19 protein-coding genes and 1 tRNA gene are annotated in these 24,723 nt (G+C 65.3%); 15 read left to right on the forward strand and 5 right to left on the reverse strand.

The window, feature by feature from the left end; translation table 11 throughout:
* Nucleotides 1–34 precede the first annotated feature (34 nt).
* From xylA to ACCQ04_RS08875, 3 genes are all read left to right on the forward strand, one after another.
* Entirely contained in the window at nt 35–1,372 is a 1,338-nt protein-coding gene (xylA, locus tag ACCQ04_RS08865) for a xylose isomerase (RefSeq protein WP_054591108.1), read from the forward strand.
* Between the two features lie 87 nt (nt 1,373–1,459).
* Nucleotides 1,460–2,887, forward strand: a complete 1,428-nt coding sequence (locus ACCQ04_RS08870; RefSeq protein WP_016904374.1) for a sugar porter family MFS transporter — start codon at nt 1,460–1,462, stop codon at nt 2,885–2,887.
* 383 nt (nt 2,888–3,270) lie between these two features.
* A complete protein-coding gene (locus tag ACCQ04_RS08875) occupies nt 3,271–4,809 on the forward strand; it encodes an MASE1 domain-containing protein (protein WP_065032301.1) in 1,539 nt (512 codons plus the stop codon).
* Here ACCQ04_RS08875 and ACCQ04_RS08880 read toward each other — a convergent pair.
* Complete coding sequence (locus tag ACCQ04_RS08880) at nt 4,763–5,251, reverse strand: hypothetical protein (protein WP_166761891.1); 489 nt, start codon at nt 5,249–5,251, stop codon at nt 4,763–4,765. The genes ACCQ04_RS08875 and ACCQ04_RS08880 overlap by 47 nt on opposite strands.
* A gap of 189 nt (nt 5,252–5,440) precedes the next feature.
* Nucleotides 5,441–5,665: a hypothetical protein gene (locus ACCQ04_RS08885; RefSeq protein WP_049818154.1), complete on the reverse strand. Its 225-nt coding sequence runs from the start codon at nt 5,663–5,665 to the stop codon at nt 5,441–5,443.
* 219 nt (nt 5,666–5,884) lie between these two features.
* Here ACCQ04_RS08885 and ACCQ04_RS08890 point away from each other — a divergent pair, with 219 nt between their 5' ends.
* Nucleotides 5,885–7,045 carry an N-acetylmuramoyl-L-alanine amidase gene (locus ACCQ04_RS08890; RefSeq protein ID WP_226427744.1) on the forward strand — a complete coding sequence of 387 codons (1,161 nt, stop codon included), beginning with the start codon at nt 5,885–5,887 and terminating at the stop codon, nt 7,043–7,045.
* Between the two features lie 36 nt (nt 7,046–7,081).
* Entirely contained in the window at nt 7,082–8,011 is a 930-nt protein-coding gene (folE2, locus tag ACCQ04_RS08895; protein ID WP_226427745.1) for a GTP cyclohydrolase FolE2, read from the forward strand.
* A 438-nt stretch (nt 8,012–8,449) separates the two neighbouring features.
* On the opposite strand, the gene ACCQ04_RS08900 is transcribed toward folE2, so the two are convergent.
* Nucleotides 8,450–8,524, reverse strand: a tRNA-Glu gene (locus ACCQ04_RS08900).
* A gap of 47 nt (nt 8,525–8,571) precedes the next feature.
* Here ACCQ04_RS08900 and pcnB point away from each other — a divergent pair.
* The 8 genes from pcnB to ACCQ04_RS08940 all read left to right on the forward strand — a co-directional run bounded on the left by pcnB (nt 8,572) and on the right by ACCQ04_RS08940 (nt 15,315).
* Complete coding sequence (gene pcnB / locus ACCQ04_RS08905; RefSeq protein WP_024939771.1) at nt 8,572–9,939, forward strand: polynucleotide adenylyltransferase PcnB; 1,368 nt, start codon at nt 8,572–8,574, stop codon at nt 9,937–9,939.
* A gap of 3 nt (nt 9,940–9,942) precedes the next feature.
* Entirely contained in the window at nt 9,943–10,428 is a 486-nt protein-coding gene (gene folK / locus ACCQ04_RS08910; protein WP_047125494.1) for a 2-amino-4-hydroxy-6-hydroxymethyldihydropteridine diphosphokinase, read from the forward strand.
* Between the two features lie 35 nt (nt 10,429–10,463).
* Nucleotides 10,464–11,279: a 3-methyl-2-oxobutanoate hydroxymethyltransferase gene (gene panB, locus ACCQ04_RS08915; RefSeq protein WP_039510407.1), complete on the forward strand. Its 816-nt coding sequence runs from the start codon at nt 10,464–10,466 to the stop codon at nt 11,277–11,279.
* Nucleotides 11,276–12,118, forward strand: a complete 843-nt coding sequence (gene panC / locus ACCQ04_RS08920) for a pantoate--beta-alanine ligase (RefSeq protein WP_226427746.1) — start codon at nt 11,276–11,278, stop codon at nt 12,116–12,118. Before panB ends, panC begins: the two co-directional genes overlap by 4 nt.
* A 176-nt stretch (nt 12,119–12,294) precedes the next feature.
* The gene (panD, locus tag ACCQ04_RS08925; protein WP_024939767.1) at nt 12,295–12,675 is read left to right on the forward strand and encodes an aspartate 1-decarboxylase; all 381 of its coding nucleotides are present in this window, start codon (nt 12,295–12,297) and stop codon (nt 12,673–12,675) included.
* Nucleotides 12,672–14,186, forward strand: a complete 1,515-nt coding sequence (gene pgi / locus ACCQ04_RS08930) for a glucose-6-phosphate isomerase (RefSeq protein WP_226427747.1) — start codon at nt 12,672–12,674, stop codon at nt 14,184–14,186. Before panD ends, pgi begins: the two co-directional genes overlap by 4 nt.
* 157 nt (nt 14,187–14,343) lie before the next feature.
* Nucleotides 14,344–14,688: a type II toxin-antitoxin system prevent-host-death family antitoxin gene (locus tag ACCQ04_RS08935; protein WP_047125491.1), complete on the forward strand. Its 345-nt coding sequence runs from the start codon at nt 14,344–14,346 to the stop codon at nt 14,686–14,688.
* Between the two features lie 3 nt (nt 14,689–14,691).
* Nucleotides 14,692–15,315, forward strand: coding sequence for an ATPase (locus ACCQ04_RS08940; RefSeq protein ID WP_226427748.1), 624 nt, complete (start codon nt 14,692–14,694; stop codon nt 15,313–15,315).
* Between the two features lie 485 nt (nt 15,316–15,800).
* Here the strand turns inward: ACCQ04_RS08940 and ACCQ04_RS08945 are convergent, their stop codons facing one another.
* On the reverse strand, nt 15,801–17,756 hold the full coding sequence (locus tag ACCQ04_RS08945; protein ID WP_226427749.1) for a PhoX family protein: 1,956 nt from the start codon (nt 17,754–17,756) through the stop codon (nt 15,801–15,803).
* 435 nt (nt 17,757–18,191) lie between these two features.
* Here ACCQ04_RS08945 and ACCQ04_RS08950 point away from each other — a divergent pair, with 435 nt between their 5' ends.
* Entirely contained in the window at nt 18,192–20,804 is a 2,613-nt protein-coding gene (locus ACCQ04_RS08950; protein ID WP_046345913.1) for a glycoside hydrolase family 3 protein, read from the forward strand.
* Nucleotides 20,805–21,061: 257 nt separating this feature from the next.
* The gene (locus ACCQ04_RS08955; RefSeq protein WP_226427750.1) at nt 21,062–22,624 is read left to right on the forward strand and encodes a sodium/sugar symporter; all 1,563 of its coding nucleotides are present in this window, start codon (nt 21,062–21,064) and stop codon (nt 22,622–22,624) included.
* Between the two features lie 93 nt (nt 22,625–22,717).
* On the opposite strand, the gene ACCQ04_RS08960 is transcribed toward ACCQ04_RS08955, so the two are convergent.
* Nucleotides 22,718–24,574 carry a putative bifunctional diguanylate cyclase/phosphodiesterase gene (locus ACCQ04_RS08960; protein WP_024940761.1) on the reverse strand — a complete coding sequence of 619 codons (1,857 nt, stop codon included), beginning with the start codon at nt 24,572–24,574 and terminating at the stop codon, nt 22,718–22,720.
* Between the last annotated feature and the right edge of the window lie 149 nt (nt 24,575–24,723).

Consider the following 24,723-nt stretch of genomic DNA (forward strand, 5'->3'; position numbering starts at 1 on the left):
TACAACTCCCCCAGCAGCAAGGACATTCCACCCCATGAGCAACACCGTCTACATCGGCGCCAAGGAATATTTCCCCGGTATCGGCAAGATCGGCTTCGAAGGCCGCGACTCGGACAACCCGCTGGCGTTCAAGGTCTACGACGCCAACAAGCAGGTCGGCGACAAGACCATGGCCGAGCATCTGCGCTTTGCCGTGGCCTACTGGCACAGCTTCTGCGGCAACGGCGCCGATCCGTTCGGCCCGGGCACGCGCGCGTACCCGTGGGATATCGGCAACACCGCGTTGAACCGCGCCGAAGCCAAGGCCGATGCCGCGTTCGAGTTCTTCACCAAGCTCGGCGTGCCGTACTACTGCTTCCACGACATCGATCTGTCGCCCGATGCCGACGACATCGGCGAGTACCAGAGCAACCTCAAGCACATGGTCGGCATCGCCAAGCAGCGCCAGGCCGATACCGGCGTCAAGCTGTTGTGGGGCACCGCCAACCTGTTCTCGCACCCGCGCTACATGAATGGTGCGTCGACCAATCCGGACTTCAATGTCGTCGCGCGTGCGGCGGTGCAGGTCAAGGCCGCGATTGATGCCACCGTCGAGCTGGGCGGCGAGAACTACGTGTTCTGGGGCGGCCGCGAAGGCTATGCCTGCCTGCACAACACCCAGATGAAGCGCGAGCAGGACAACATGGCGCGCTTCTTGACCCTGGCACGCGACTACGGCCGCGCGATCGGCTTCACCGGCAACTTCCTGATCGAGCCCAAGCCGATGGAGCCGATGAAGCACCAGTACGACTTCGACAGCGCCACGGTGATCGGCTTCCTGCGTCAGCACGGCCTGGACCAGGACTTCAAGCTGAACATCGAAGCCAACCACGCCACGCTGTCGGGCCACAGCTTCGAGCACGACCTGCAGGTGGCATCCGACGCTGGCCTGCTCGGCAGCATCGATGCCAACCGCGGCAACCCGCAGAACGGCTGGGATACCGACCAGTTCCCGACCGACCTGTACGACACCGTCGGCGCGATGCTGGTGGTGCTGCGTCAGGGCGGGCTGGCACCGGGCGGGCTGAACTTCGATGCCAAGGTGCGCCGCGAGTCGTCCGACCCGCAGGATCTGTTCCTGGCGCATATCGGCGGCATGGACGCGTTCGCACGCGGGCTGGAAGTGGCTAATGCGCTGCTGACCTCCTCGCCGCTGGAGCAGTGGCGCGCCGAGCGCTACGCCAGCTTCGACAGCGGCGCGGGCGCGGACTTCGCCAACGGCAGCAGCACGCTGGTGGATCTGGCCAAGTACGCCGCCGGCAACGAACCCAAGCAGCTCAGCGGCCGTCAGGAAGCCTACGAGAACCTGATCAACCAGTATCTGACCCGTTGATGTCCCGTGGCCGGCGGCGCACTGCGCGTCGCCGGCCGATGTCGGCCGCCCCTGTGGCCGCTCCCTTGCATGCTTCCAGGTGAATCCATGTCCAGTGTCTCCGTAAACGGCGCCCCCGATGCCGGTGAGAACACCCGTTTTATCGTCTTGATCAGTTGCGTAGCCACGATCGGCGGTTTTTTGTTCGGTTTCGATAGCGGTGTGATCAACGGCACTGTCGACGGCCTGAAGCAGACCTTCAATTCCAGTGCCGCCGAGACCGGGTTCGAAGTCGCCTCGATGCTGCTGGGCTGCGCCATCGGCGCCTTCTTTGCCGGCCGTCTGGCCGACCGCTGGGGCCGCCGCGCGGTCCTGATCATTTCGGCGGCACTGTTCCTGCTCTCGGCCATTGGCGCCGGTGCCTCGCACAGTTCCGGCTTCTTCATCTTCGCTCGTGTGATGGGCGGCTTTGCGGTGGGCGCCGCCAGCGTCATCTCGCCGGCCTACATCGCCGAGGTCGCCTCCGCGCGCTATCGCGGCCGGCTCGCCACGATGCAGCAGATCGCCATCATCAGCGGGCTGTTTTGCGCATTCCTGAGCAACTACCTGCTGGCCAACGCCGCCGGTGCCTCCACCGAGCCGCTATGGGCCGGGCAGGCCGCCTGGCGCTGGATGTTCTGGATGCAGGCGGTTCCCTCGCTGCTGTTCCTGTTGCTGTTGCTGGTCATCCCGGAAAGCCCGCGCTACCTGGTGGTCAAGGGCCGCCGCGAGCAGGCGCTGGTGGTGTTGAAGCGGCTATACGGCAACGCCGCCGCGCAGACCAAGCTGGCCGAGATCTCGGCCTCGATGTCGGCCGACCAGCACAAGCCCAAGTTCTCCGACCTCATCAACAAGGCCACCGGCAAGATCCGCCCGATCGTCTGGATCGGCGTGGGCCTGGCGGTGTTCCAGCAACTGGTCGGCATCAACGTGGTGTTCTATTACGGCGCGGTGCTGTGGCAGGCGGTGGGCTTCTCCGAGCAGGACGCACTGCTGATCAACGTGCTCTCCGGCGGCCTGAGCATCGGCGCCTGCCTGGTCACGGTGATGCTGGTCGACAAGATCGGCCGCAAGCCGTTGCTGTGGATCGGCTCGGCCGGCATGGCGGTCTCGCTGGCCCTGGTGACCTATGCCTTCGCCACCGCCTCGCTGGACCCCAACGGCAAGCTCGCCATGTCCGATGCCATGGGCATGCTCGCGCTGGTGGCCGCCAACGTCTACGTGGTGTTCTTCAATGCCTCGTGGGGCCCGGTGATGTGGGTGATGCTGGGCGAGATGTTCCCGAACCAGATCCGCGGCTCGGGCCTGGCCATTGCCGGCGCCGCGCAGTGGACCTCCAACTTCGCCATCACCGTCAGCTTCCCGATCCTGCTCGGCAGCATCGGCCTGGCCGGCGCGTACGGCATCTACACCGTCGCCGCCTTCATCTCGGTGTTCTTCGTGCTCAAGTACGTCTACGAGACCAAGGGCAAGGAGCTGGAGCAGATGGAGGGCTGATCTCCCCGTTATGCGGATATCGGCATGGAAGACGAACAAGGCCGCGCACTGCGCGGCCTTGTTCGTTAATGGTCTTGCCGGGACCTTGCCGATGTCTCGCATGCCTGCATCGCTGCAGACGCCCCAATCGCGCTGGCTATCATCGTCGGGCTGGATTGGGTGCATGCGTCGTCTCGTGACTGCCTGCTGCTCCGGCCTGTGCTGTGTCAGGCGACCTGATTCCCATGTGGCCCAACGCACCACTAAAGTGCAATGCGCGTCTTCAACGGCGATAACCGCCTGGGAGGGCACCGGCTCTTTTTGCAAATTGTGCGCCACCGCTATACTCCACCAGGCAGTTTCCCTCCAGACTAGGGCGAATCGTGGAACCAAGGAGTGGTGGTATGGCGGTAGCTAAAGAGCTTGTCAGGGGCATGCTGATCAGCGTGTGCTACTGCCTGGTGTTTCTGATGCTTTGGCGTTTTTCCCTTGATCAGTGGTACCTACCAGTTGGTTTGCGGGTTGTTACCTTGCTCTATCGACCTTATCGGGAGTGGCCGTTTCTGTTGGCGGGGGACGCCGCAGCGATGTTGTTCCTGCGGATTCCTTTGGGCGAGCTTCAGGGGTTCAGCCCGCTCTGGTCGTATTTGAGCCCCCTATTGCACGCGCCCTTGATCGCCTGTGCGATTGGACTACTGCGTTACCGCGCTCCTTACATCGTCAAGCGGGAGCAGTGGCTTGTCCCCGCGGCTCTCGCGCTAGCGCTTTGGAATGCGTTATGCAGCCTGTTATTGAATGGGCTGCTCGGTGGGCCGCCGATCTACCCTGTAATAGACCTGCTGTTGCGATATGGGGCGGGCAGCTATCTCGGCGTGCTCACCCTGTTGTTGCCGGTAATGTTGTGGGCCAATTGGAATGAGAGCCCTGTGCGTTCCAGTTTTCCGCGGGATGTTGGTGTCGCTGTGGTTGTTGTCCTCAGCTTCTTCTTCACTCTTAGTGTCCTGAATGATCCATCGATTCGAAACGTTTTGATGGTCGCGATGCTCGTACCGATGGTGGTACTGACTTTCAGGCATGGGTGGAGAGGGAATGCCTTAGGGGCGCTGTTGGCAAGCTTTGCGCTTGAGTTCTCGATGCCTAAGGTGTATCAGCTCGGGTTCTTTGATCAGGCTGTTTTCAATATCCAACTGCTTTATGCGTTTGTGACGACGATTCTGTTTGTCTTCAACGCCCGTCTGCGTGAGCCTGCCCGCGGCGGTATATCGAATCAGTCGAAGGATGATATTTATACCTTTGGTCGCGCAAGTTACGCCAGCGCCGAGCGCCTGTTGCGCAATCGCGTGCTTGAATACTCCGACATCAATGTGCAGATCAATCGGATGCGCAAAGATGTGGTGGCCGATTTGAGAGCAAAAGGGCAGCATTCGGTTGCGATGGAGATGACACGAGTGGGTGTTATCGAATCGCAGCTGTTGCAGCAATATGTGGCTGCATTGTATCCGTTGGAAATAGAAACGCATGGGTTGTATCAAGCGCTATGTTCGCCGGCGCTTGAGCGCTTCTGCGCTTCCAAGTTCCAATGTGTGTTTCGTGGCGACTGTAGGAGCCTGTCTTTGGAGCTACAGTTAAGTGCCTATCGCAGTGTGCTCAATTGCGTCGAGATTCTGCCTCCGGCTGGTAGGCATTTCATCCAGGTGCGTGCATGGATAGCGAGGGAGACGCGTGGTGTTGCAGTGCGTGTTATTGCTGATTCCTCATCGGTTGACGCGGTACGGCGCGACTCGAATGACGTAGAAGCAGAACTGAAAGCAAGATTGAAAGCGCATGGCGGCATGTTTCATCGCCGCCATGCATTGGTTCTGACATTCCTGGTGGCTGAAGCCAATCCCGTACTGGTCAGGGAGACACGATCCACTGATCCCCAGTTGCTCCGCGCCGTGTGAGCACTGTGAAGTTTCTTGTCTTATAGACAAGTTGGGCTTGATTGAGCTGGGCTGCATCGTTTGCAGTCAGCTCGCTCAGGCTTGGAGCTGAGGAGATTTTATTTTTCTTAGGCAATACAACGCGATCCACATCCTTGCCCATTGGTAGGGTCCATAGAGCGTCATCCACCCGGGCGACGACAGCGTGGACCACACCGGTGACGTCGTTGATTTGCAAATATGTCACGCCATCACGATGGAACTCGTAGATGGCAAGCGAGGAGTCCATAGCGAGGTTGGCTGCCTTGGGATTGCTATCGCCAAGCCCGACGGCGGGCGCGCCGATGCCGCCACTGGGACAGCAATCAGCCATCGCCGCGCTCGATGCGAAGAGTCCGACGATTAAACAAAAAGCCATAGGCCAGGTTTTTGCGTTCTTCATGATTTTGCCTTCCCCCTGCATGGGGCAACTCCGCCTGCGATTCAGGCGCTTATACGTTACGTGTTGAATGGCAGATTTTGTTGATTGTTTGTCGCAGAAAATCGCTGCGGCATACCGTCCGCAGATCAGCGAGGAACAGTCGACCGCATCCGCTGTTACCTGGACCTATCCGGTCAGGCGTGATGTGCAGTGCTGGAGCGCGCGCGCTATTTAGCGGCTCGGCTCGAGTTCGCCACCGGCACGTTCAAACCATCCAATCACTCGCCGGTGATGAGATTCGCCCCAACGACGCAAGAACTGCTGGGTGTGGTGGTCGCTCAGATCGCGCAGGCTGGCGATTCGTTGGGTGATGAAAGGGGCGGTCAGTGGCTGGGCGCAGTCGACTTCGATGCAGTGGCGCCAGGCGGTATAGCTGTCGGGGATGGCGAGGGACATCGTGGCGCTCTTCGGTAAAAGTGAACGTGAGGGCAGTGGCGGGGCACGGCGGGCTTGATTTTGCGCAACAATTGTTACTTTATAACACTTCATCCATCGTTCGTCCGGTCACGCCGTGTCGCGTTCCTTGCCGCAGAGTGTCGTTTGCCTGGTCACCATGCCGAACCGTCCGTGCTCGAAGTGGCGCGGTGGCCACGTCGATCCTCCGGGGTTGGCTCGATGAGGCGGCGGGAGGTGTTGCACGCCGTCAGTGCCGCCTTGGTGCTGTCGCCGCACCTGGTCCACGCGCAGCCGCAGCCGCTGCTGCGCAGTTGCAATCTGCAGCGTCAGGGCGCGGGACTGCGACTTCGGCTCGCATTGAGTACGCAGGTCGCCTACCGCAGCTTCAGCCTGTCCAATCCAGCGCGCTTGGTCATCGACCTGCCGGGCGTTTCGACGCAACCACCGCAGATCGATCCATTGCCTGACGATCTCGCGGTCGTCGCCATCCGTAGCGGCTCGCACGGCGATGGGCTGCGCGTGGTGCTCGATCTGGCGCAGCCGCTGACAGCCACGGCGCGCTGGGAGGATGGTGCACTGGTGGTCGATCTTGCTGCTGTGCCCGGCACTGCGTCATTGTCCGCAGCCGATCCGACCGAGCCGACCGTTGCGGCGGCTGCGCCCACGCGCTCGCGGCTGCATCCCTATGTGGTCGCCATCGACGCCGGTCACGGCGGCAAGGATCCCGGCGCGGTTAGTGCCGATGCGCGCTACGAGAAGCATGTGGCCATGGCGGTCGCGGGGCGGCTGCACCAGCGCCTGGCGGCCGATCCGCGTTACCGGCCGACCATGATCCGCAGCGACGATCGCTTCGTGGCGTTGCACGAGCGGGTGTTGATCGCCCATCGCCGCAATGCCGATCTGTTCGTGTCCATCCATGCCGATGCTGCGCCCAGCAGCCAGGCGCGCGGCGCGTCGGTGTTTGCCTTGTCGCAGAACGGCGCCAGCTCTGCATTGGCGCGCTGGATCGCCGACAGCGAAAACGCCGCCGACGACATGGGCGACAGTACGCGCCGTCTGCGGGTGCCAAGCAACCCGGTGTTGTCGCAGGTGCTGGCCGACCTGTCGCTGAGCGGCACCATCGCCAGCAGCGTGGCGTTCGGCAAGGTGATGCTCGGGCGGCTGCAGCAGGTGACGCGGCTGCATCAGGACCAGGTCGGGCAGGCCGGCTTTGCCGTGTTGAAGTCGCCGGACATTCCGTCGCTGCTGGTGGAAACCGGCTTCATGAGCAATCGCGACGATTGCCGGCGGCTGTGCGGCGATACGCATCAGGACGAACTGGCGCACATGCTGCATGCCGGTATCGACGATTACTTCCAGATGTTTCCCGGTCGCGCCTGAGGCGCGATTGCCCTCATCTCCTTCTACGAGCTTTCGATGTCCGCCACGCTGCCCGATGTTGCCGTTACCGAACCTTCCCCACTGAGCGCGCCGCTGCGCTGGGTCGGCATGCAGGACATCGCCGTGCCGCTGCGGCTGGCCGATGCCGGGCCCGGCGGCAGCGTGGCCGCGCGTGCCAGCGTGCAGGTGGATCTGCCGCGCCCCGAACTCAAGGGCATCCACATGTCGCGCTTGTACCGCCTGCTGGATCGGCATCTGGAGCAGCCAGTGTCGCCGGCGATGGTGTCGCAGCTGCTGCAGGCGATGATCGACAGTCATGCCGATTGCGGCAGCCGTGCGGCGCGGCTGGCGCTGAACTTCGAGTTGATGCTGCGGATGCCGGCGCTGCGCAGCGAAGGACTGAGCGGTTGGCGCGCCTATCCGGTGCGCATCGATGCGCAATCCAGGGCAGGCCACACCGAGATCCAGTTGCAGGTCGATGTGCTGTATGCCTCCACCTGTCCCTGTTCGGCGGCCTTGTCGCGCCAGTTGCTGAGCGATGCGTTTTTGCAGCAGCACCAAGGGCGCGATGCGTTACCGCTCGCAGAGGTTGCGCAATGGCTGCAACACAACGGTTCGTACGCCACGCCGCATAGCCAGCGCAGCGTGGCACGGGTGCGCGTGGAGCTGAGCGCATGCGCGCAGCGCTTGGACATCCGCGAGCTGGTCGGCCTGTGCGAACAGGCGCTGGCGACGCCGGTGCAGGCGGCGGTACGGCGCATCGACGAGCAGGCGTTTGCCCGCTTGAATGGCGCCAACCTGATGTATGTCGAAGATGCCGCGCGGCGGTTGCGCAAGGTGCTGGCCGAGCGCCATGCCGTCTTCCATGTGGCGGTGCGCCATCTGGAAAGTCTGCATGCCCATGACGCCACCGCCGAAACCGACAGTAGTGCCGATGCCGATGCGTTTCCTTCCTTCGCCGAGTGAGGAGTTGCCATGCAATGCAAACATCCACGTCGATCTGCCGTTGCTGCGCGCGAATGCGAGATTGATCGCACGCTGCGGCGATGCGGACGCGCGGTCGCGCAGGCCTATGTGTTGATTGGGCCTTACATGATTTTTTTATTGGGGTGATCGGCAAGAGCCACGCCCATGCGCCCACGCCAGGTTGCACGACGTGCAGCCGCAGGACTGAAGTGCGCGATCGGCGGCAAGGCGCAACCCGCAGCGCCCGGCGCCGTAACCAGCCTCAGCCAGTCGGCGCATCTCAGCACCTTGGATCGATGGCGTTGCCATGGGAGCTGCGCTTCTCTGACCCTGGGCGGGATCGAGGCGCATCCACCCGACCAGCGGCAACCACCCATGCCCAATAACGCAAAAACCCCGCAATGCGGGGTCTTGGCGTGTTCTGCAGTCAGACGACGGTGGTGCTCCCTAGGGGACTCGAACCCCTGTTTTAGCCTTGAGAGGGCCACGTCCTAACCATTAGACGAAGGGAGCGTTTGGTGCGTCTTGTGCAGCGCGCTAGTATAGTGCGCTAAAACCCGTTGGGCAATCCTGCAACACAAGACGGAAGCGCCATCATCGAACCCTCAGTTACATCTCCGTTCACGCTGCGCGTCATCCCACGCGATCAGCACACCATCTCGCGCAAGGACATCAGCCCCAACGCGCTGCGCGTGCTGTACCGCCTGCGCGAATCGGGCTTTGGTGCCTACCTGGTCGGCGGCGCCGTCCGCGACCTGCTGGTCGGCGGCCATCCCAAGGATTTCGACGTGGCCACCAGCGCCACGCCGGAAGAAGTCAAGGCGCTGTTCCGCAACTGTCGCCTGATCGGCCGCCGCTTTCGCCTGGCGCATGTGGTGTTCGGCCGCGAGATCATCGAAGTGGCCACGTTCCGCGCCAACATCGACGATGGCAGCGGCGACCGCGAACTGGATAACGGCCGGCTGGTGCGCGACAACGTCTACGGCACCATCGAAGACGATGCGATCCGTCGCGACTTCACCTGCAACGCGCTGTACTACGCGATCGAGGATTTCTCGGTACGCGACTACTGCGGCGGCTTCGAGGACGTGCAGGCACGCCTGATGAAGCTGATCGGCGACCCGGAGCTGCGCTACCAGGAAGATCCAGTGCGCATGCTGCGCGCGGTGCGTCTGGCGGCCAAGCTGAACTTCGATATCGAAGCCGGCACCGCAGAACCCATCCCGCGCCTGGCCGGTCTGTTGTCCGAGGCCGCGCCGGCGCGCTTGTTCGAAGAGATCCTCAAGCTGTTCCTGTCCGGACACGGTGTGGCCAGTTTCGAGGGGCTGGAGCGTTACGGCCTGCTCGGTGCGCTGTTCCCGGAGAGTGCGGCCGCATTGCGCTCCAACCGCAGTGGCGCATTGCGCGCCATGGTGCTGGAAGGCCTGCGCAATACCGATGCGCGCGTGGCCAACGACGAGCCGGTGTCGCCGGCGTTCCTGTTCGCCCTGCTGCTCTGGCCGGCGTTCTGCCGCACCTTGATGGGTCTGCAGGCGCAGGGCGTGCAGCCGGAAGACGCGCAGCGTCGCGCCGCCGACCGGGTCACCCTGCATCAGCTCGAGCGCGTGGCGCTGCCGCGCCGTTTCTCGCTGCCGATGCAGGAAATCTGGCTGCTGCAGACGCGCTTCTCCTCGCGTCAGCGCAAGCGCGTGTTCCGCACCTTGTCGCACCCGCGTTTCCGCGCCGCGTTCGATTTCCTGGTGTTGCGCCAGTTCGCCTCGGCCGATCACGCCGCCGATGTGGAGTTCTGGCGTGAGGCGCAGAAGTCCTCCGGCCAGGAACTGGTCGATGCGATCGAAACCGCGCAGGCCGATCACGAAGGCGAGGAAGGTGCACCGCGCAAGCGGCGCCGCCGCCGTCGTCGCACCGGCGCACCGGCAGGCGAGTAGGGCGTGCACACCGCCTTTGTCGGCCTGGGCGCCAACCTGGGTCCGGCCGAGGCCAGCGTGCGCGCGGCCATCGCCGCACTGGGCGAGCTGCCGCAATCCACCCTGATTGCCGCCTCGCGCCTGTATCGCACGCCGGCCTGGGGCCGCGAAGACCAGCCCGATTTCATCAATGCGGTGGCGCAGCTGCGTACTGCGCTGGCGCCATTGCAACTGCTGGAGGCCTTGCTCGGCATCGAGCAGGCCTTCGGCCGGCAGCGTATCGACGGCGAGCGCTGGGGCCCGCGCACGCTGGACCTGGATCTGCTGCTGTACGCCGATCAGGTGATCGACCTGCCACGCCTGCAGGTCCCGCACCCGCATCTGCAGGCGCGCGCCTTTGCGCTGCTGCCGCTGTCCGAGCTCGCTCCGGAGGCGATCATTCCGGGCCATGGAACAGTGCGACACGCCCTGCAGGCCATCGATGTCTGCGGGCTGGAGCCGATTGGGTAGATAATGGCCGGCTTATCACCCCACGTAATGACTTCATGAGCAGCCATACCGACAGCAAGCCCTGGACCGTGCCCGCCTTGGCGCAGGCCAAGCGCGAGGGTCGAAAACTGGTCATGTTGACCGCCTACGACGCCGGCTTTGCGCGGACCTTCGATGCCAACGGCGTCGACCTGATCCTGGTTGGCGATTCGCTGGGCATGGTGGTGCAGGGGCACGATTCGACCTTGCCGGTGACCACCGCCGACATGGTCTACCACACCGCCGCAGTGGCCAGGGTGCTGGAGCGGGCGTTGCTGGTGGCCGATCTGTCGTTCCAGGCCGATGCCACGCCCGAGCGCGCACTGGACGCTGCCACCCAACTGCTGCAGGCTGGCGCGGAGATGGTCAAGATCGAGGGCGCCGGGCACAAGCTCGAGGTGATCCGCTATCTGGTCGAGCGCGAGATCCCGGTCTGCTCGCATCTGGGGCTGACCCCGCAATCGGTGCTGCGTTTCGGCGGTTACACGGTGCAGGGGCGCGGCGAAGCCGGCGAACAGTTGCGCCGCGACGCGCAGGCCGTGGTCGATGCCGGTGCCAGCCTGGTCGTGCTGGAATGCGTGCCCACGCCAATCGCCACCCAGATCAGCGCCGCGCTCGGCGTGCCCACCATCGGCATCGGCGCCGGCCCCGGCTGCGATGGCCAGGTGCTGGTGATGCACGACATGCTGGGCCTGGACAGCGGCCACCGCCGGCCCAAGTTCGTCAAGGATTTCCTCGCCGAAGGCGGCTCGGTGGCGGGCGCGGTGCGCGCTTACGCGCAGGCCGTGCGCGACGGCAGCTTCCCCGACGCAGCGCACGCGTACGCCGCATGATCCAGACCCTGACCGATCTTTCCACCCTGCGCGCACTGGTCACCGGCTGGAAGCGCGAGGGCCTGCGCGTGGCGCTGGTGCCGACCATGGGCAACCTGCACGCCGGCCACTATTCGCTGGTGATGCTGGCGCGCCAGTACGCCGACCGCGTGGTGTCGAGCGTGTTCGTCAACCCGACCCAGTTCGGCCCCAACGAAGACTTCGCACGTTACCCGCGCACGCCCGAGGCCGACCTGCGCGGCCTGGAAGACGCCGGTTGCGATGCACTGTGGCTGCCTGACGTGGACACCATGTATCCGCTCGGCACCGCACTGGCCACACCGATCCACGCGCCGGGCGTCAGCGACGTGCTGGAAGGGGTGTGCCGGCCGGGGCATTTCGATGGCGTGTGCACGGTGGTGGCGCGGCTGTTCAACCAGGTGCAGCCGGACGTTGCCGCTTTCGGCAAGAAGGACTATCAGCAGCTGGCGGTGATCCGCCAGATGGTGGCCGACCTGGCGTTTCCGATCGAGATCCTGGGCGGCAGCATCGTGCGCGAGGCCGACGGCCTGGCGATGAGCTCGCGCAACCAGTATCTGACCGCCGACGAGCGCCCGCGCTCGACCCAGATCCGCAAGGTGCTGCTGCAGATGCGCGATAGCTACGCCGCCGGTACGCCGCGTGCGCAGGTCGAGGACGCCGCCACCCAGGCGCTGGAACAGGCCGGTTTCCGCGTCGATTACTCGGTGGTGCGGCTGTCCGACCTGAGCGAACCGGGCGACAGCCATGCCGGCGCGCGCGTGGCCCTGATCGCCGCCCGTCTGGGCAGCACGCGGCTGATCGACAACCTGGAATTCTGAGCGGTCTGATACCGCTGCAGGCGCTGCGTCAGGCCGCGACCGGCGACGCCTGCGATCCTGCGCACAGGCGCGTTTGTCCGGTGCCGGCCTGAAGCCCTCACCACCGGTTGCGCGGCAGGCCGGTGGACATCGGCGCTTTCCGCTAAAATGCCGGCTTTCCTTTGCCGTTGCCCGTCATGCACCTGTCCCTGCTGAAAGCCAAGATTCACCGCGCCACCGTCACCCATTCCGAGCTCAATTACGAAGGCTCGATCGCCATCGACGGCCTGCTGCTGGAAGCCACCGGCATCCGTGAGTTCGAACAGGTGCATATCTGGGACGTCACCAACGGTGCGCGTTTCAGCACCTATGCCATCCGTGCCGACGAAGGCAGCGGCATCATTTCGCTCAACGGCGGCGCCGCGCGTCACGTGCAGGTCGGCGACCTGATCATCGTGGCCGCCTTCGCCAGCATGAGCGAAGCCGAAGCCGAGACCTTCAAGCCCAATCTGGTATATGTGGACGGCAGCAACACGATCACCCACACCAACCACAGCATCCCCACGCAGGCCGCATGACACATACCAACGGATTCGACGCGCTTCACGCCCACGCCCAGCGCCTGCGCGGCGCTGCCATCCCCGCATTGCTTGCCGCCGAGCCGCAACGGCCGACGCAATACGCCAGGCAGGTCGGTCCGTTGTATTTCAATTTCGCGCGGCAGAAGTACGACCGCGCCGCGCTGGATGCCTTGTTCGCCATCGCGCGCGAGCGTGACCTGGCCGGCGCGTTCGAGCGCCTGTTCCGCGGCGAGCAGGTCAATGTCACCGAACAGCGCGCTGCATTGCACACCGCATTGCGCGGCGACCTGACCGATGCGCCGGTGGCCTCCGAAGCGTATGCCACCGCCGCGGAAGTCCGCCAACGCATGGGCGCGCTGATCCAGCAGCTGGAAGCCACCGACGTCACCGATATCGTCAGCGTCGGCATCGGCGGTTCGGACCTGGGGCCGCGGCTGGTGGCCGATGCCTTGCGGACGCCGTCGGGCGCGCGTTTCCGCGTGCATTTCGTCTCCAACGTCGATGGCGCGGCGATGCAGCGCACGCTGGCCACGCTGGACCCGGCCCACACCGCCGGCATCCTGATTTCCAAGACCTTCGGTACCCAGGAAACGCTGCTCAACGGCAGCATCCTGCACGCCTGGCTGGGCGGCAGCGAGCGCCTGTACGCGGTGAGTGCCAATCCCGAGCGCGCTGCCAAGGCCTTCGACATCGCACCGAGCCGCGTGCTGCCGATGTGGGACTGGGTCGGTGGGCGTTATTCGCTGTGGTCGGCGGTAGGTTTCCCGATCGCGCTGGCGATCGGCTTCGAGCGTTTCGAACAATTGCTGGAAGGCGCTGCGCAGTTCGACGCGCATGTGCTCGACACGCCACTGGAAGAAAACGTCGCCGTGCTGCACGGCCTGACCGCGGTGTGGAACCGCAACCTGCTCGGCAGCGCCACGCATGCGGTGATGACCTACGACCAGCGCTTGGCCCTGCTGCCGGCCTATCTGCAGCAGCTGGTGATGGAAAGCCTGGGCAAGCGGGTCAAGCTCGACGGTTCTGCAGTGGACAGCGACACCGTGTCGGTGTGGTGGGGCGGTGCGGGTACCGATGTGCAGCACAGCTTCTTCCAGGCGCTGCACCAGGGCACCAGCGTGGTGCCGGCCGATTTCATCGGCACCGTGCACAACGACGATCCGTATGCGGAGAACCACGTCGCGCTGATGGCCAACGTGCTGGCGCAGACCGAAGCGTTGGCCAACGGCCAGGACAGCAGCGATCCGCACCGCAGCTATCCGGGCGGCCGCCCGAGCACAGTGATCCTGCTCGATGCGCTGACCCCGCAGGCGCTAGGTGCGCTGATCTCGATGTACGAGCACAGCGTCTACGTGCAATCGGTGATGTGGGGCATCAACGCGTTTGACCAGTTCGGCGTGGAGCTGGGCAAGCAGCTGGCCAGCCAGTTGCTGCCGGCGCTGAAGGGCGAGTCGGCCGACGTGGCCGACCCGGTGACGCGCGAGCTGCTGGCCAAGCTGCGCGGCTGAGCCTGTCGCGCATCGATGGTGTCAGACGACGGGGCCTGCGGGCCCCGTTCTGTTTCTGGAGTTCCTGCGTGGCAATAAATTTGGGCCAAATAGCCAAATTTCCCAAAATGGGACGTTGGGAGTAGGCTGGGGCCACCACAGCGCGCAGGACCGTCCCATGTCTCGCCTCCAGGATCTGCCCGAGCTCGAAAAATCCCCCGCTGCCGACATCAAGGTGAAGGGCTGGCCCAACCTGATGCGCAAGGTGCGCTCGCATGGCGCGGTGGTCATCACCAACCACAATCACCCCGAGGCGGTGGTGGTGGACGCGGAGGAATACCGCCGGCTGGTCAGCCAGGCGAGTGCAGCGACGGCCGCCTCGACGCGCGCGCAGTCGCTGCAGGCACTGCAGGCCAGGTTCGATGCGCATCTTGCGGCGGTGACCGACGGCGCAGGCCTGGCCCAGGTGATCGGCAAGCCGGCACGCCGGGGCAGCAAGATCGCGCTGGGGCCGTCGCTGTAAATCGTGGGGAACATTCTGGTGCTGGCCGGCGTCAACGGCGCCGGCAAGAGTTCGCTGCTGGGCAGCCTGCTGCGGGAAGACGGCGCCACCTGGTTCAACCCGGATGCGTTCACCCGGGACCTTGTGGAACAGGACTGGTCACCCGAAGACGCCAATGCACAAGCCTGGCAGGAAGGCGTTCGGCGGCTGCGTCAGGCCATGGACGCCGGCCACGACTATGCGTTCGAAACCACTCTGGGCGCGACCACCATCCCGCGCCTGCTGCGGCAGGCCTGCGCGACGCACACGGTGGCGGTCTGGTTCTGCGGCCTGTCGAGCGTCGAGCTGCATATCGCACGTGTGGCGGCGCGCGTGGCCGCAGGCGGGCATGCCATCCCCGAGCACAAGATCCGCGAGCGTTACGATGCCTCGCGTGCCAATCTGATCGCGCTGTTGCCGCACCTGTCGGTGCTGCATGTCTACGACAACAGCGCGCCTGCCGACGCGACCGGGCAGGTCGCGCCGCTGCTGGTGCTGGAACTGGACCGCAATGGCCTGCAATACCCGCAAACGCCCGAAGAACTGGCGCAGGTTCCCGATTGGGCCAAGCCCATCGTGATGGCGGCGCTGGAGTTGCGGCAGTCCTGACCGCGCTCAGGCACTTGCGGTCTGATCCGCTTCTCGCGCCCAGGTGTGCTCCTACCGGCATTGCGACAGCAGCGATAACGCCAAGCTGCACGCGTCGGCCTCACCCGTAGGAGCGCACCTGGGCGACAGGCATACCGGCAAAGCTCCTCGCGCCCAGGTGCGCTCCTACTGGCCTTGCGACAGCAGGGAGAACGCCACGCTGCACGCGTCGGCCTCACCCGTAGGAGCGCACCGGGGCGCGACAGGCCATACCGATAAAGCTCCTCGCGCCCAGGTGCGCTCCTACCGGCCTTGCGACAGCAGCGGGAACGCCATGCTGCACGTGTGAGTCTCACCCGTAGGAGCGCACCCGGGCCCGACAGGCCATACCGGGAAAGCTCTTCGCGCCCAGGTGCGCTCCTACTGGCCTTGCGACAGCAGCGAGAACGCCACGTGGCACGTGTCGGCTGCAGCGTCACGCAGCGCTGCAACTGCAACGGCGGCGCTTACGCCTTGCCCAGCTTCACCGCCACCGGGTCGCCGGTGAGGTAGCCCACCGCCGCGCCGAAACGGTTCTTGTAGTTGGCGCGGATCAGCGGATCCAGCGTGGCCTTGACGGTGTCGTGCAGCGGGCTTTCCCAGTCGCCGGGATGCTGGAAATTGCTCATCACGTAGGTCCAGCCGTGGATCTGGTCGACCGCATGCAGGCCGGTGGATTCGGCGCCGGCCGGCACCGACAGCACCCGCGTCAGCGTGCCGCTGTCCACGTTGTAGGCCCACAGGAAATTGTTCACGTGCAGGCTACTGTCTTCGCCAATGAACAAGGTGCGCAGCGCTTCGGAGAACTTGAGGTTGTCCGGGTTGGCCAGCCGTTCCGGGTCGGCGAGGTTGCCCAGCGCGTCGGCCTTGGCCAGATCGTGGCCGGTGAGTGCGGCCGGTGCGGCCATGTCGATCGGCACCCAGTCGCTGTGGATCGGCGCGCCGTGGTTGTCGCGCTGGCCGCCACGCAGACTCAGGGCGTACACCGCACCCGCATCCGGGCCTTCCACCTTCACGTCGCCCGAGCCGTTGCGCATGCTGGTGACGATGTAGGACATCGCCATGTAGGCGATCTTGTCGCGCGCGTTGACGGTAGTGCCTTCGAGCTTGGTGAAGCCCAGGCTGCCGCCGGCCAGTGCCGCGTAGCGATGGGTTTCCAGATAAGTCGCCGCCTTCTCCATGCCCGGCTTGATGCGGATCCAGTTGAAGGTGCCGTTGAACGGGATCTTGGTAAACGAGCCATCGCCCGGGTCGCTCAGATGCACGTCGAGGATGTCGGCAGCGGTCAGGCGGTCGGCCATGGCCTGGATCTCGGCGCTGGTGGCGTGGCCGAGCTTGATCCAGCGCAACGTGGCCGCACCCGGGCCCACGCCCGAGGTCTGCTGCCACTTGCCCACGTACAAGGTGCCGGCCGACAGGTCCGCCTTGCGGTCGGCGATGAACATGAAAAGACCGCCATTGGTGGCGTCGTCGCCCATCAGCACGGTGCGCTGGTCGGGCATCACCTGCACCAGCTCGTGCGAGATGCGGCCCAGGCAGTAGTGCTTGCGCACGCTCCCGGTACCGTCCGGGTGCACGGTGATTTCGGGCAGGTGGCCGTAGTGATACGGATTGGCTTTTTCCGGGTCGCCGTACAGATGCGTGCTGTAGCTGCGGAACTGGGTGTTGCCGGCCAGCGCGGTGGCGTCGGGTTCGTACTCTTCGCTGGACAGGTGGGTATTCCACGGCGACAGGCTGGCGCCGCAGGTGGTCCACAGCCCATGCACCGGCGCGGTGTCGACGTTGTGGTATTTCACCAGCGACAGCTTGCCGGTGGCCGGGTCCTGATCCAGCGTAAGCACCGCGATCGGCGCGGGCAGGTGGCGGTTGGTGTCGTTGCCGGCCTGGTCGCGGGTGGTGTATTCGAACTGCACCACCGCAAACACGTGGTTGCCCTTGACCCCGGGCACCTTGGCATCGGGCAGGGTCAGCAGCGAGGAGCCGTCCGGGCAATCGGAAAAGAACGGGCGTTCGGCACCGGGTTTGGAGCGGTCGATGATCGGCCGATGCTGGATGTCGTAATAGCCACCGGCCAGCACGGTGCCGCCCTTGCCGTCGGGCACCTGGTCGCCGGTGACGAAGAAGGGGTGGTACGCAAGCGCATAACGCTGGGTACTGCCGTCGCTGCGCGCCACCGTCAGCGCCGACCCCACCGTGGTGGTGGCCATCGCCGCGGGGGTGGCCAGGCTGGGTGCGGGCATGCCATGGAAGGTGGCCGACACCAGCTGGGTCGGGTTGTCCGACGGCCGCAACGGGTGCGCGGCCAGTGCCGCGCCGCCGAGGTGTTGCAGGGCGGCGGCACTGGCGCTGCCCAGCGGCAACAGCGGGACGGACGCCAGCAACTGCATCAGGCGGCGGCGGGCGGGATCGGGGGAGGCAGACATCGAAACTCCAGGCAAAGACGACGATCAACGATGGCCGGTGGCGCATCGGCAAGCCGGTCACGCTAGGCCCGGGGTATGACAGTTGTTTGACGGCGAGCTCACCCGTTGGCGGGCGTTCGTACACGGTGCAGCAAGCGAACCCAGCAACGCGCGTGCAGGTGACAGGAGCTGCGCAATAGTGATCGCGGACAGTGGTGCATTGCAGCAAACTGCGCCGCCGCGAAAAATCAAGCGCCACGCCGGATTCGGCGCTTTGCCGTGGTTTGACAGGTGCTGCCGGTATTCCAAGCCTATAGCCCGGGCCAATAAGTTGGCCGGCGTTTGGCATACAAGCGCGTGTTGTTGACAGGGTAGGGGAATCACGCAAGCGTACGCCGCCTAATGGCCTGCGGCGTCACGCATCGCCGTGGGGAGAACCACCTGGAGACCTGGATATTGGACAAGCTGCTTCGTCGTACCGCCGCGCCCGTGGCGCGTCGTGCCCTCTCTCTGGCCACCGCCGCAGCGGTGCTGATGCTGGCCGCCTGCCAAGGCAAGGACACCGCTGCCGAGGCGAGCAAGACCGCACCGGCCGCCGCACCTGCCGAGGCGTCCACCACGATCCATCCCGACCAGTGGCCGTCGCCGAAGTGGCCGTTCGCCCAGGACCAGGCCCTGGAGCAGCGCATCACCGATGTGATGGCCAAGATGAGCGTCGAAGAGAAGGTCGCGCAGACCATCCAGGGCGACATCGCCAGCATGACCCCGGACGATGTGCGCAAGTACCGCATCGGCTCGGTGCTGGCCGGCGGCAATTCCGATCCAGGCGGCAAGTACGACGCCAGCCCGGCCGAATGGTTGAAGCTGGCCGACGCCTTCTATGAAGCGTCGATGGACACCTCAAAGGGCGGCAACGCGATTCCGATCATCTTCGGCATCGATGCGGTGCACGGCCAGAGCAACATCGTCGGCGCCACGCTGTTCCCGCACAACATCGGCCTGGGCGCCACGCGCAACCCGGAGCTGATCAAGCAGATCGGCGAAGTCACCGCCGCCGAAACCCGCGTCACCGGCATGGAGTGGACCTTCGCGCCGACCGTGGCGGTGCCGCAGGACGACCGCTGGGGCCGCAGCTACGAAGGCTATTCCGAGTCGCCGGAGGTGGTGGCCAGCTTCGCCGGCAAGATGGTCGAAGGCGTGCAGGGCGTGCCGGGCACCCCGCAGTTCCTCGACGGCAGCCACGTGATTTCCTCGGTGAAGCATTTCGTCGGCGACGGCGGCACCACCGACGGCAAGGACCAGGGCGACACCAAGGTGTCCGAAGCCACCATGCGCGATATCCACGCGGCCGGTTACCCGCCGGCGATCGCGGCCGGTGCGCAGACGGTGATGGCCTCGTTCAACAGCTTCAACGGCGAGAAGATGCACGGCAACAAGGTCATGCTGACCGACGTGCTCAAGGGCCGCATGAACTTCGGCGGTTTCGTGGTCGGCGACTGGAATGGCCACGGCCAGGTCAAGGGCTGCACCAACGAAAACTGCCCGGCCTCGTTCATTGCCGGCGTCGACATGGCGATGGCCTCCGACAGCTGGAAGGGCATCTACGAGACCGAACTGGCGGCAGTGAAGTCGGGCCAGATCTCGGCCGAGCGCCTGGACGATGCGGTGCGCCGGATCCTGCGCGTCAAGCTGCGCCTGGGCTTGTTCGAAGCCGGCAAGCCGTCCAAGCGCCCGCTCGGCGGCAAGTACGAATTGCTCGGCGCGCCGGAACACCGCGCGATCGCCCGCCAGGCGGTGCGCGAGTCGCTGGTGCTGCTCAAGAACCAGGCCGGCATCCTGCCGCTGGATCCAAAAAAGCGCGTACTGGTGCTGGGCGATGGTGCCAACGACATGGGCAAGCAGTCCGGCGGCTGGACGCTGAACTGGCAGGGCACCGGCACCAAGCGCAGCGACTACCCCAATGGCAACACCATCTGGGAAGGCCTGGACAAGCAGATCAAGGCCGCCGGCGGCAAGGCGGAGCTGGCAGTCGATGGTGCGTACAAGACCAAGCCCGACGTGGCGGTGGTGGTGTTCGGTGAGAACCCGTACGCCGAGTTCCAGGGCGACATCGCCACCCTGCTGTACAAGCCGGGCGACGAGAGCGAGCTGGCGCTGATCAAGAAGCTCAAGGCCGAAGGCATCCCGGTGGTGGCGGTGTTCCTGAGCGGGCGTCCGTTGTGGATGAACCAGTACATCAACGCCGCCGACGCATTCGTCGCCGCCTGGTTGCCGGGTTCGGAAGGCGAGGGCATTGCCGACGTGCTGCTGCGCAAGGCCGATGGCACGGTACAGAACGACTTCAAGGGCAAGCTGAGCTTCTCCTGGCCCAAGACCGCGGTGCAGTTCGCCAACAACGTCGGGCAGAAGGATTACGACCCGCAGTTCAAGTTCGGCTTCGGCCTGACCTACGCCGACAAGGGCGACCTGGCTGCTTTGCCGGAGGAATCGGGCGTGTCCGGCGAGCAGTCGGTGGGTGGCGTGTACTTCGTGCGCGGCAAGCCGGCGCTGGGCATTGCGATGCAGCTGTCCAATGCCGGCCAGGCCAACATGCCGGCCACCACGCTGCCGGTGGGTCTGTCCGATGGCAGCCTGAAGATGACCGCAGTCGATCACAAGGCGCAGGAAGATGCGCGGCGTCTGGTCTGGTCCGGTGCCAAGGCCTCCAGTGTGTTGCTGGTGTCCGGCAAGCCGGTCGATGTCTCGCGTGAGAGCAACGGCGATGTGCAGTTGCAGCTGACCGTGCGCCGCGACAGCGCGGTGACCGCGCCGGTATGGCTGGGCGTGGGCTGTGGCGACAAGTGCGGCGGCCGCGTCGATGCGCAGAAGACCCTGGCCGCGCTGCCGCAGGGCCAGTGGAAGGTGGTCGGCGTGCCCTTGAAGTGCTTCGCGGTGGCCGGTGCGGATGTGACCAAGCTGACCCAGGTCGCCAGCATCGAAAGCGCTGCGGCGCTGGACCTGTCGGTGTCGAAGATCGCGCTGGGCGCACTCAACGAGGCCGAAGTCACGCTCGACTGCCCGGTCAAGTAAGCAGCACACCCGCAGGCGCGCTTGCGGGTATGCCCAGGTAACAACCTCATACATGCGTCGCCGGCCCCGGCGACGTGTCAAAGCGGCCACCCTCAGCGGTGGTGTCATCAGCCGCCGCGGGACGCGCGCGTCGATCGGCCGGGATGGCCTGCAGCTGCGGTTCGCCGCGCTGCTGCCACGCACGCAGTGCGGGCGGCGGCAGTCTGCAGACCTGTCCGGTCCACGACGCTCGGCCCAGAGCCAGACAGGAGAGTGCAGTGGGTTTGGCGACGTTGGATATCGTGATTGTGCTGGTCTATCTGACCGGCATCTTCGTGCTCGCGCAGTGGGTCTCGCGCGAGAAGGCAGGTCACAGCAAGAGCGCCGAGGATTACTTCCTGGCCAGCAAGTCGTTGCCGTGGTGGGCGATCGGCGCCTCGCTGATCGCCGCGAACATCTCGGCCGAGCAGATCATCGGCATGGCCGGTTCCGGCTACGCGATCGGGCTGGCGATCGCCTCCTACGAGTGGATGGCGGCGCTGACGCTGCTGATCGTCGGCAAGTTCTTCTTGCCGATCTTTCTGCGCAACGGCATCTACACCATGCCGCAGTTCCTGGAACAGCGGTACGGCAAGTGGATCCGCACGCTGATGGCGGTGTTCTGGCTGCTGCTGTACGTGTTCGTCAATCTCACCTCGATCCTGTGGCTGGGGTCGATCGCGGTCAGCCAGGTCACCGGCATGGACCAGACCCTGGCACTGGCGTTGATCGGCGTGTTCGCGCTGGTCTACCAGCTGTACGGCGGTCTTAAAGCGGTGGCCTTGACCGACATCGTGCAGGTCACGCTGCTGGTGCTGGGCGGCCTGCTGGTGGCCGGGCTGACCCTGGCACGGATCGGCGACGGTGCCGGCGTGCTGGCCGGCTTCAAGCACCTGTGGAATGCGCACCCCGAGCACTTCCACATGATCCTGAGCAAGGACAACCCGTTCTACAAGGACCTGCCCGGCCTGAGCGTGCTGCTGGGCGGTCTGTGGGTGATGAACATCAGTTACTGGGGTTTCAACCAGTACATCATCCAGCGCGCGCTGGCGGCCAAGAACATCGGCGAGGCGCAGAAGGGCATGGTGTTCGCCGCGTTCCTGAAACTGCTGATGCCGTTGGTGATCGTGGTGCCGGGCATTGCCGCGGTGGTGCTGGCGCCGGACCTGGCCAAGCCCGACCAGGCCTATCCGACCATGATGCAGCTGTTGCCGACCGGCATCCTGGGCCTGGTGTTCGCGGCGCTGGTGGCGGCGATCGTGGCCTCGCTGGCCTCCAAGATCAACTCGGTGGCGACGATCTTCACCCTGGATTTCTACGCCAAGTTCCGCCCGCAGACCGAGCAGAAGCAGCTGGTGCGCGTGGGTCGCATCGTGGCCATCGTGGCGGTGGTGATCGGCATCCTGACCGCGCGGCCGCTGCTGGGCAACTTCGATCAGGGCTTCCAGTTCATCCAGGAATTCACCGGCTTCTTCACGCCTGGCGTGGTGGTGATCTTCATGCTTGGCCTGTTCTGGAAGCGCGCCAACGAGGCCGGCGCACTGACCGCGGCGATCGGCTCGGTGGTGCTGTCGTTCGCGCTCAAGTTCGCCTGGCCGGAACTGCCGTTCATGGACCGCATCGGCGTGGTGTTCGTGGCGGCGCTGGTGCTGGCAGTGCTGGTGTCGTTGATGACCGCGCCCACCCAGGCGCGCGACCTGATCCGTACCGACGATGTGGCCTACGGCACTACGCTGGGCTTCAAGGTCGGTGCGATCGGGGTGGTGGTGATCCTGGTCGCGCTGTATGCGGTGTTCTGGTAATCGCCCAGCCAGTCCGCTGAAATTGGTTGTGCGCACGCGGCGCGACACTCAGGTGTCGCGCCGCGTGCGTTTTGGCTGCTGTGCTGCTTCCGCTTACACCCGCGCCGCGGCCAGGCTTGCGGCGAGCAGATTGACCGGCGCTTCCAGCTGCTCATGCCACGGCGTCTGCAGCCAGGTTTCCAGTGCGGCCGCCGGCATCGGCTTGGCGATCCAGTAGCCCTGACCTTCGTCGCAGCCCCAGGTGCGCAGCTGCGCGTAGGCCTCCGCCGACTCGATGCCTTCGGCGACCACGCGCTGGCCCAGGCTGTGGCCGAGCTGGATCATCGCCGGCACCAGGGTGCGGTCGGTGCGGTTGTCCGGCAATGAGCGGATGAAGGATTGATCGATCTTCAACGAGCTGGCCGGCAGCTGCTTGAGATAGCTGAAATTGCTGTAGCCGGTGCCGAAGTCGTCGATGGCGATATGCACGCCCAGCGCCGCGATGGCCGCCAATTGCTCGGCCAGATGCTCGGGGTGGCGGATCATCGCGCTTTCGGTGAATTCGATCTCCAGCCGGCGCGGATCCAGGTTGTGGCGCTCCAGGCCACGCCGCAGCAGGCCGACGAATCCGGGCCGGTCCAGATCGGCGGCCGACACGTTCAGGGCCAGGTTGAAATCCAGGCCCTGTTGCTGCCAGCGCGCGGCCTGGGCGATGCCGTTGTCGATGACCCAGGCGGTAATGCGGTTGATCAACGCGGTTTTTTCGGCCATCGGCACGAAGTCGGCGGGCATCACCGGGCCGATCATCGGATGCTGCCAGCGCAGCAGCGCCTCCACTCCGACGCAGCGGTGATCGTGCAGGTCCACGCGCGGCTGGTAGTGCAGGCGCAGCTGGCTGGCGCTGTCCAGCGCGGCGGGCAGGGAAGCCAGCAGGCGGAAGGTATTGCGCTGGGCCACGTCGTGCTTGCGCTCGTACATGCTCCACGGCACGCCGCGTTCGCGCGAGATGTCTACCGAGGTGGTCAGCGAGCGGATGGTGTCGGCCGCGCCATAGCTGGTCTGCAGCGATACCGCGCCGATCGAGGCCACTGCGGTATGCGGAATGCCCTGATGTTCCAGCGTTTCGGCAAAGGCCTTGGAGACCTTGGTGCACAGCGCGGACAGACGCTGCGTTTCGGCCTGGGCCAGAAAACCGAAGGTGGTCGGGTCCAGCCGATACAGCGCGGTGCCGGTAGGCAGATAGGCCGCCAGCCGACGCTGCGCGATCGCCACATAACCGTCGGCGTAGTCCCAGCCCAGCGCCTTGACCATGTCGCGGAAGTAATCGCTGCCGCAGATGTCGACCGCCACCGCGGTGGTGGCCGGCGCGCTGTCGCGTTGCGACAGCCAGGCATCCAGGTCTTCGGCAAAGCGCGACCGATTGGGCAGCCCGGTCGGTCCGTCGCGGTAGGTGGTGCTGCGCAGGTTTTCCACCCGCAGCACCGCCAGGTCGCGCAGGCCTTCCAGCTGGGTGATCGCTTCGGCATCCAGGCCCGGGCGCGGGCTGGTCCCGATCACGCACAAGGTGCCGATGCGGTGGCCGTCGCGCAGCGTCAGCGGCGCGCCGGCGTAGAAACGGATGAACGGCGGTCCCAGCACCAGCGGGTTGTCGCAAAAGCGCGGATCCAGTTGCGCGTCGGGCACCACCATCACCTCGGGGGCGCGGATCGCATGCGCGCAGAACGCCTGGTCGCGCGGCGTTTCCTGCGGTTCCAGGCCGATGCGGGCCTTGAACCACTGACGATGCTCGTCCACCAGCGACACCAGCGCGATTTCTGCGCCCAGGTTGCGGGCGGCCATGGCGGCGATGGTCTCGAACACCGGGTCCGGCGGCGAGTCCAGCAGGCACAGGCCACGCAGGACGGACAACCGGGTCGACTCGTCGACCACGGGCGGAAGAGGGGAATTGGCAGGAGCAAGCACGGATTGCATGTGCTTCTATCGGCCTGAAGCGTAATCCCTTGATCGACGCTGCTAGGTGGCGTTCAGTTGAGGCGGCATTGCCGCGCGATGGCTGCGCCAACGCCGCTGCAGGGACAACAGCGGTGCGATGGCATCAGGCCACAGCATGACCAGGCGGC

Source organism: Xanthomonas sp. NCPPB 2866 (genome assembly GCF_041475745.2).
Taxonomy (GTDB): Bacteria; Pseudomonadota; Gammaproteobacteria; order Xanthomonadales; family Xanthomonadaceae; genus Xanthomonas; species Xanthomonas arboricola.

What these genes read in the sequence shown, in the direction of transcription:
- pgi (WP_226427747.1), top strand. Translation starts at nt 12,672, where the DNA reads ATGACACATACCAACGGATTCGACGCGCTTCACGCCCACGCCCAGCGC.
- folE2 (WP_226427745.1), top strand. Translation starts at nt 7,082, where the DNA reads ATGTCCGCCACGCTGCCCGATGTTGCCGTTACCGAACCTTCCCCACTG.
- ACCQ04_RS08945 (WP_226427749.1), bottom strand. Translation starts at nt 17,756, where the DNA reads ATGTCTGCCTCCCCCGATCCCGCCCGCCGCCGCCTGATGCAGTTGCTG.
- ACCQ04_RS08880 (WP_166761891.1), bottom strand. Translation starts at nt 5,251, where the DNA reads ATGCAGGGGGAAGGCAAAATCATGAAGAACGCAAAAACCTGGCCTATG.
- xylA (WP_054591108.1), top strand. Translation starts at nt 35, where the DNA reads ATGAGCAACACCGTCTACATCGGCGCCAAGGAATATTTCCCCGGTATC.
- panB (WP_039510407.1), top strand. Translation starts at nt 10,464, where the DNA reads ATGAGCAGCCATACCGACAGCAAGCCCTGGACCGTGCCCGCCTTGGCG.
- ACCQ04_RS08960 (WP_024940761.1), bottom strand. Translation starts at nt 24,574, where the DNA reads ATGCAATCCGTGCTTGCTCCTGCCAATTCCCCTCTTCCGCCCGTGGTC.
- ACCQ04_RS08890 (WP_226427744.1), top strand. Translation starts at nt 5,885, where the DNA reads ATGAGGCGGCGGGAGGTGTTGCACGCCGTCAGTGCCGCCTTGGTGCTG.
- panC (WP_226427746.1), top strand. Translation starts at nt 11,276, where the DNA reads ATGATCCAGACCCTGACCGATCTTTCCACCCTGCGCGCACTGGTCACC.
- panD (WP_024939767.1), top strand. Translation starts at nt 12,295, where the DNA reads ATGCACCTGTCCCTGCTGAAAGCCAAGATTCACCGCGCCACCGTCACC.
- ACCQ04_RS08875 (WP_065032301.1), top strand. Translation starts at nt 3,271, where the DNA reads ATGGCGGTAGCTAAAGAGCTTGTCAGGGGCATGCTGATCAGCGTGTGC.
- ACCQ04_RS08870 (WP_016904374.1), top strand. Translation starts at nt 1,460, where the DNA reads ATGTCCAGTGTCTCCGTAAACGGCGCCCCCGATGCCGGTGAGAACACC.
- ACCQ04_RS08935 (WP_047125491.1), top strand. Translation starts at nt 14,344, where the DNA reads ATGTCTCGCCTCCAGGATCTGCCCGAGCTCGAAAAATCCCCCGCTGCC.
- ACCQ04_RS08885 (WP_049818154.1), bottom strand. Translation starts at nt 5,665, where the DNA reads ATGTCCCTCGCCATCCCCGACAGCTATACCGCCTGGCGCCACTGCATC.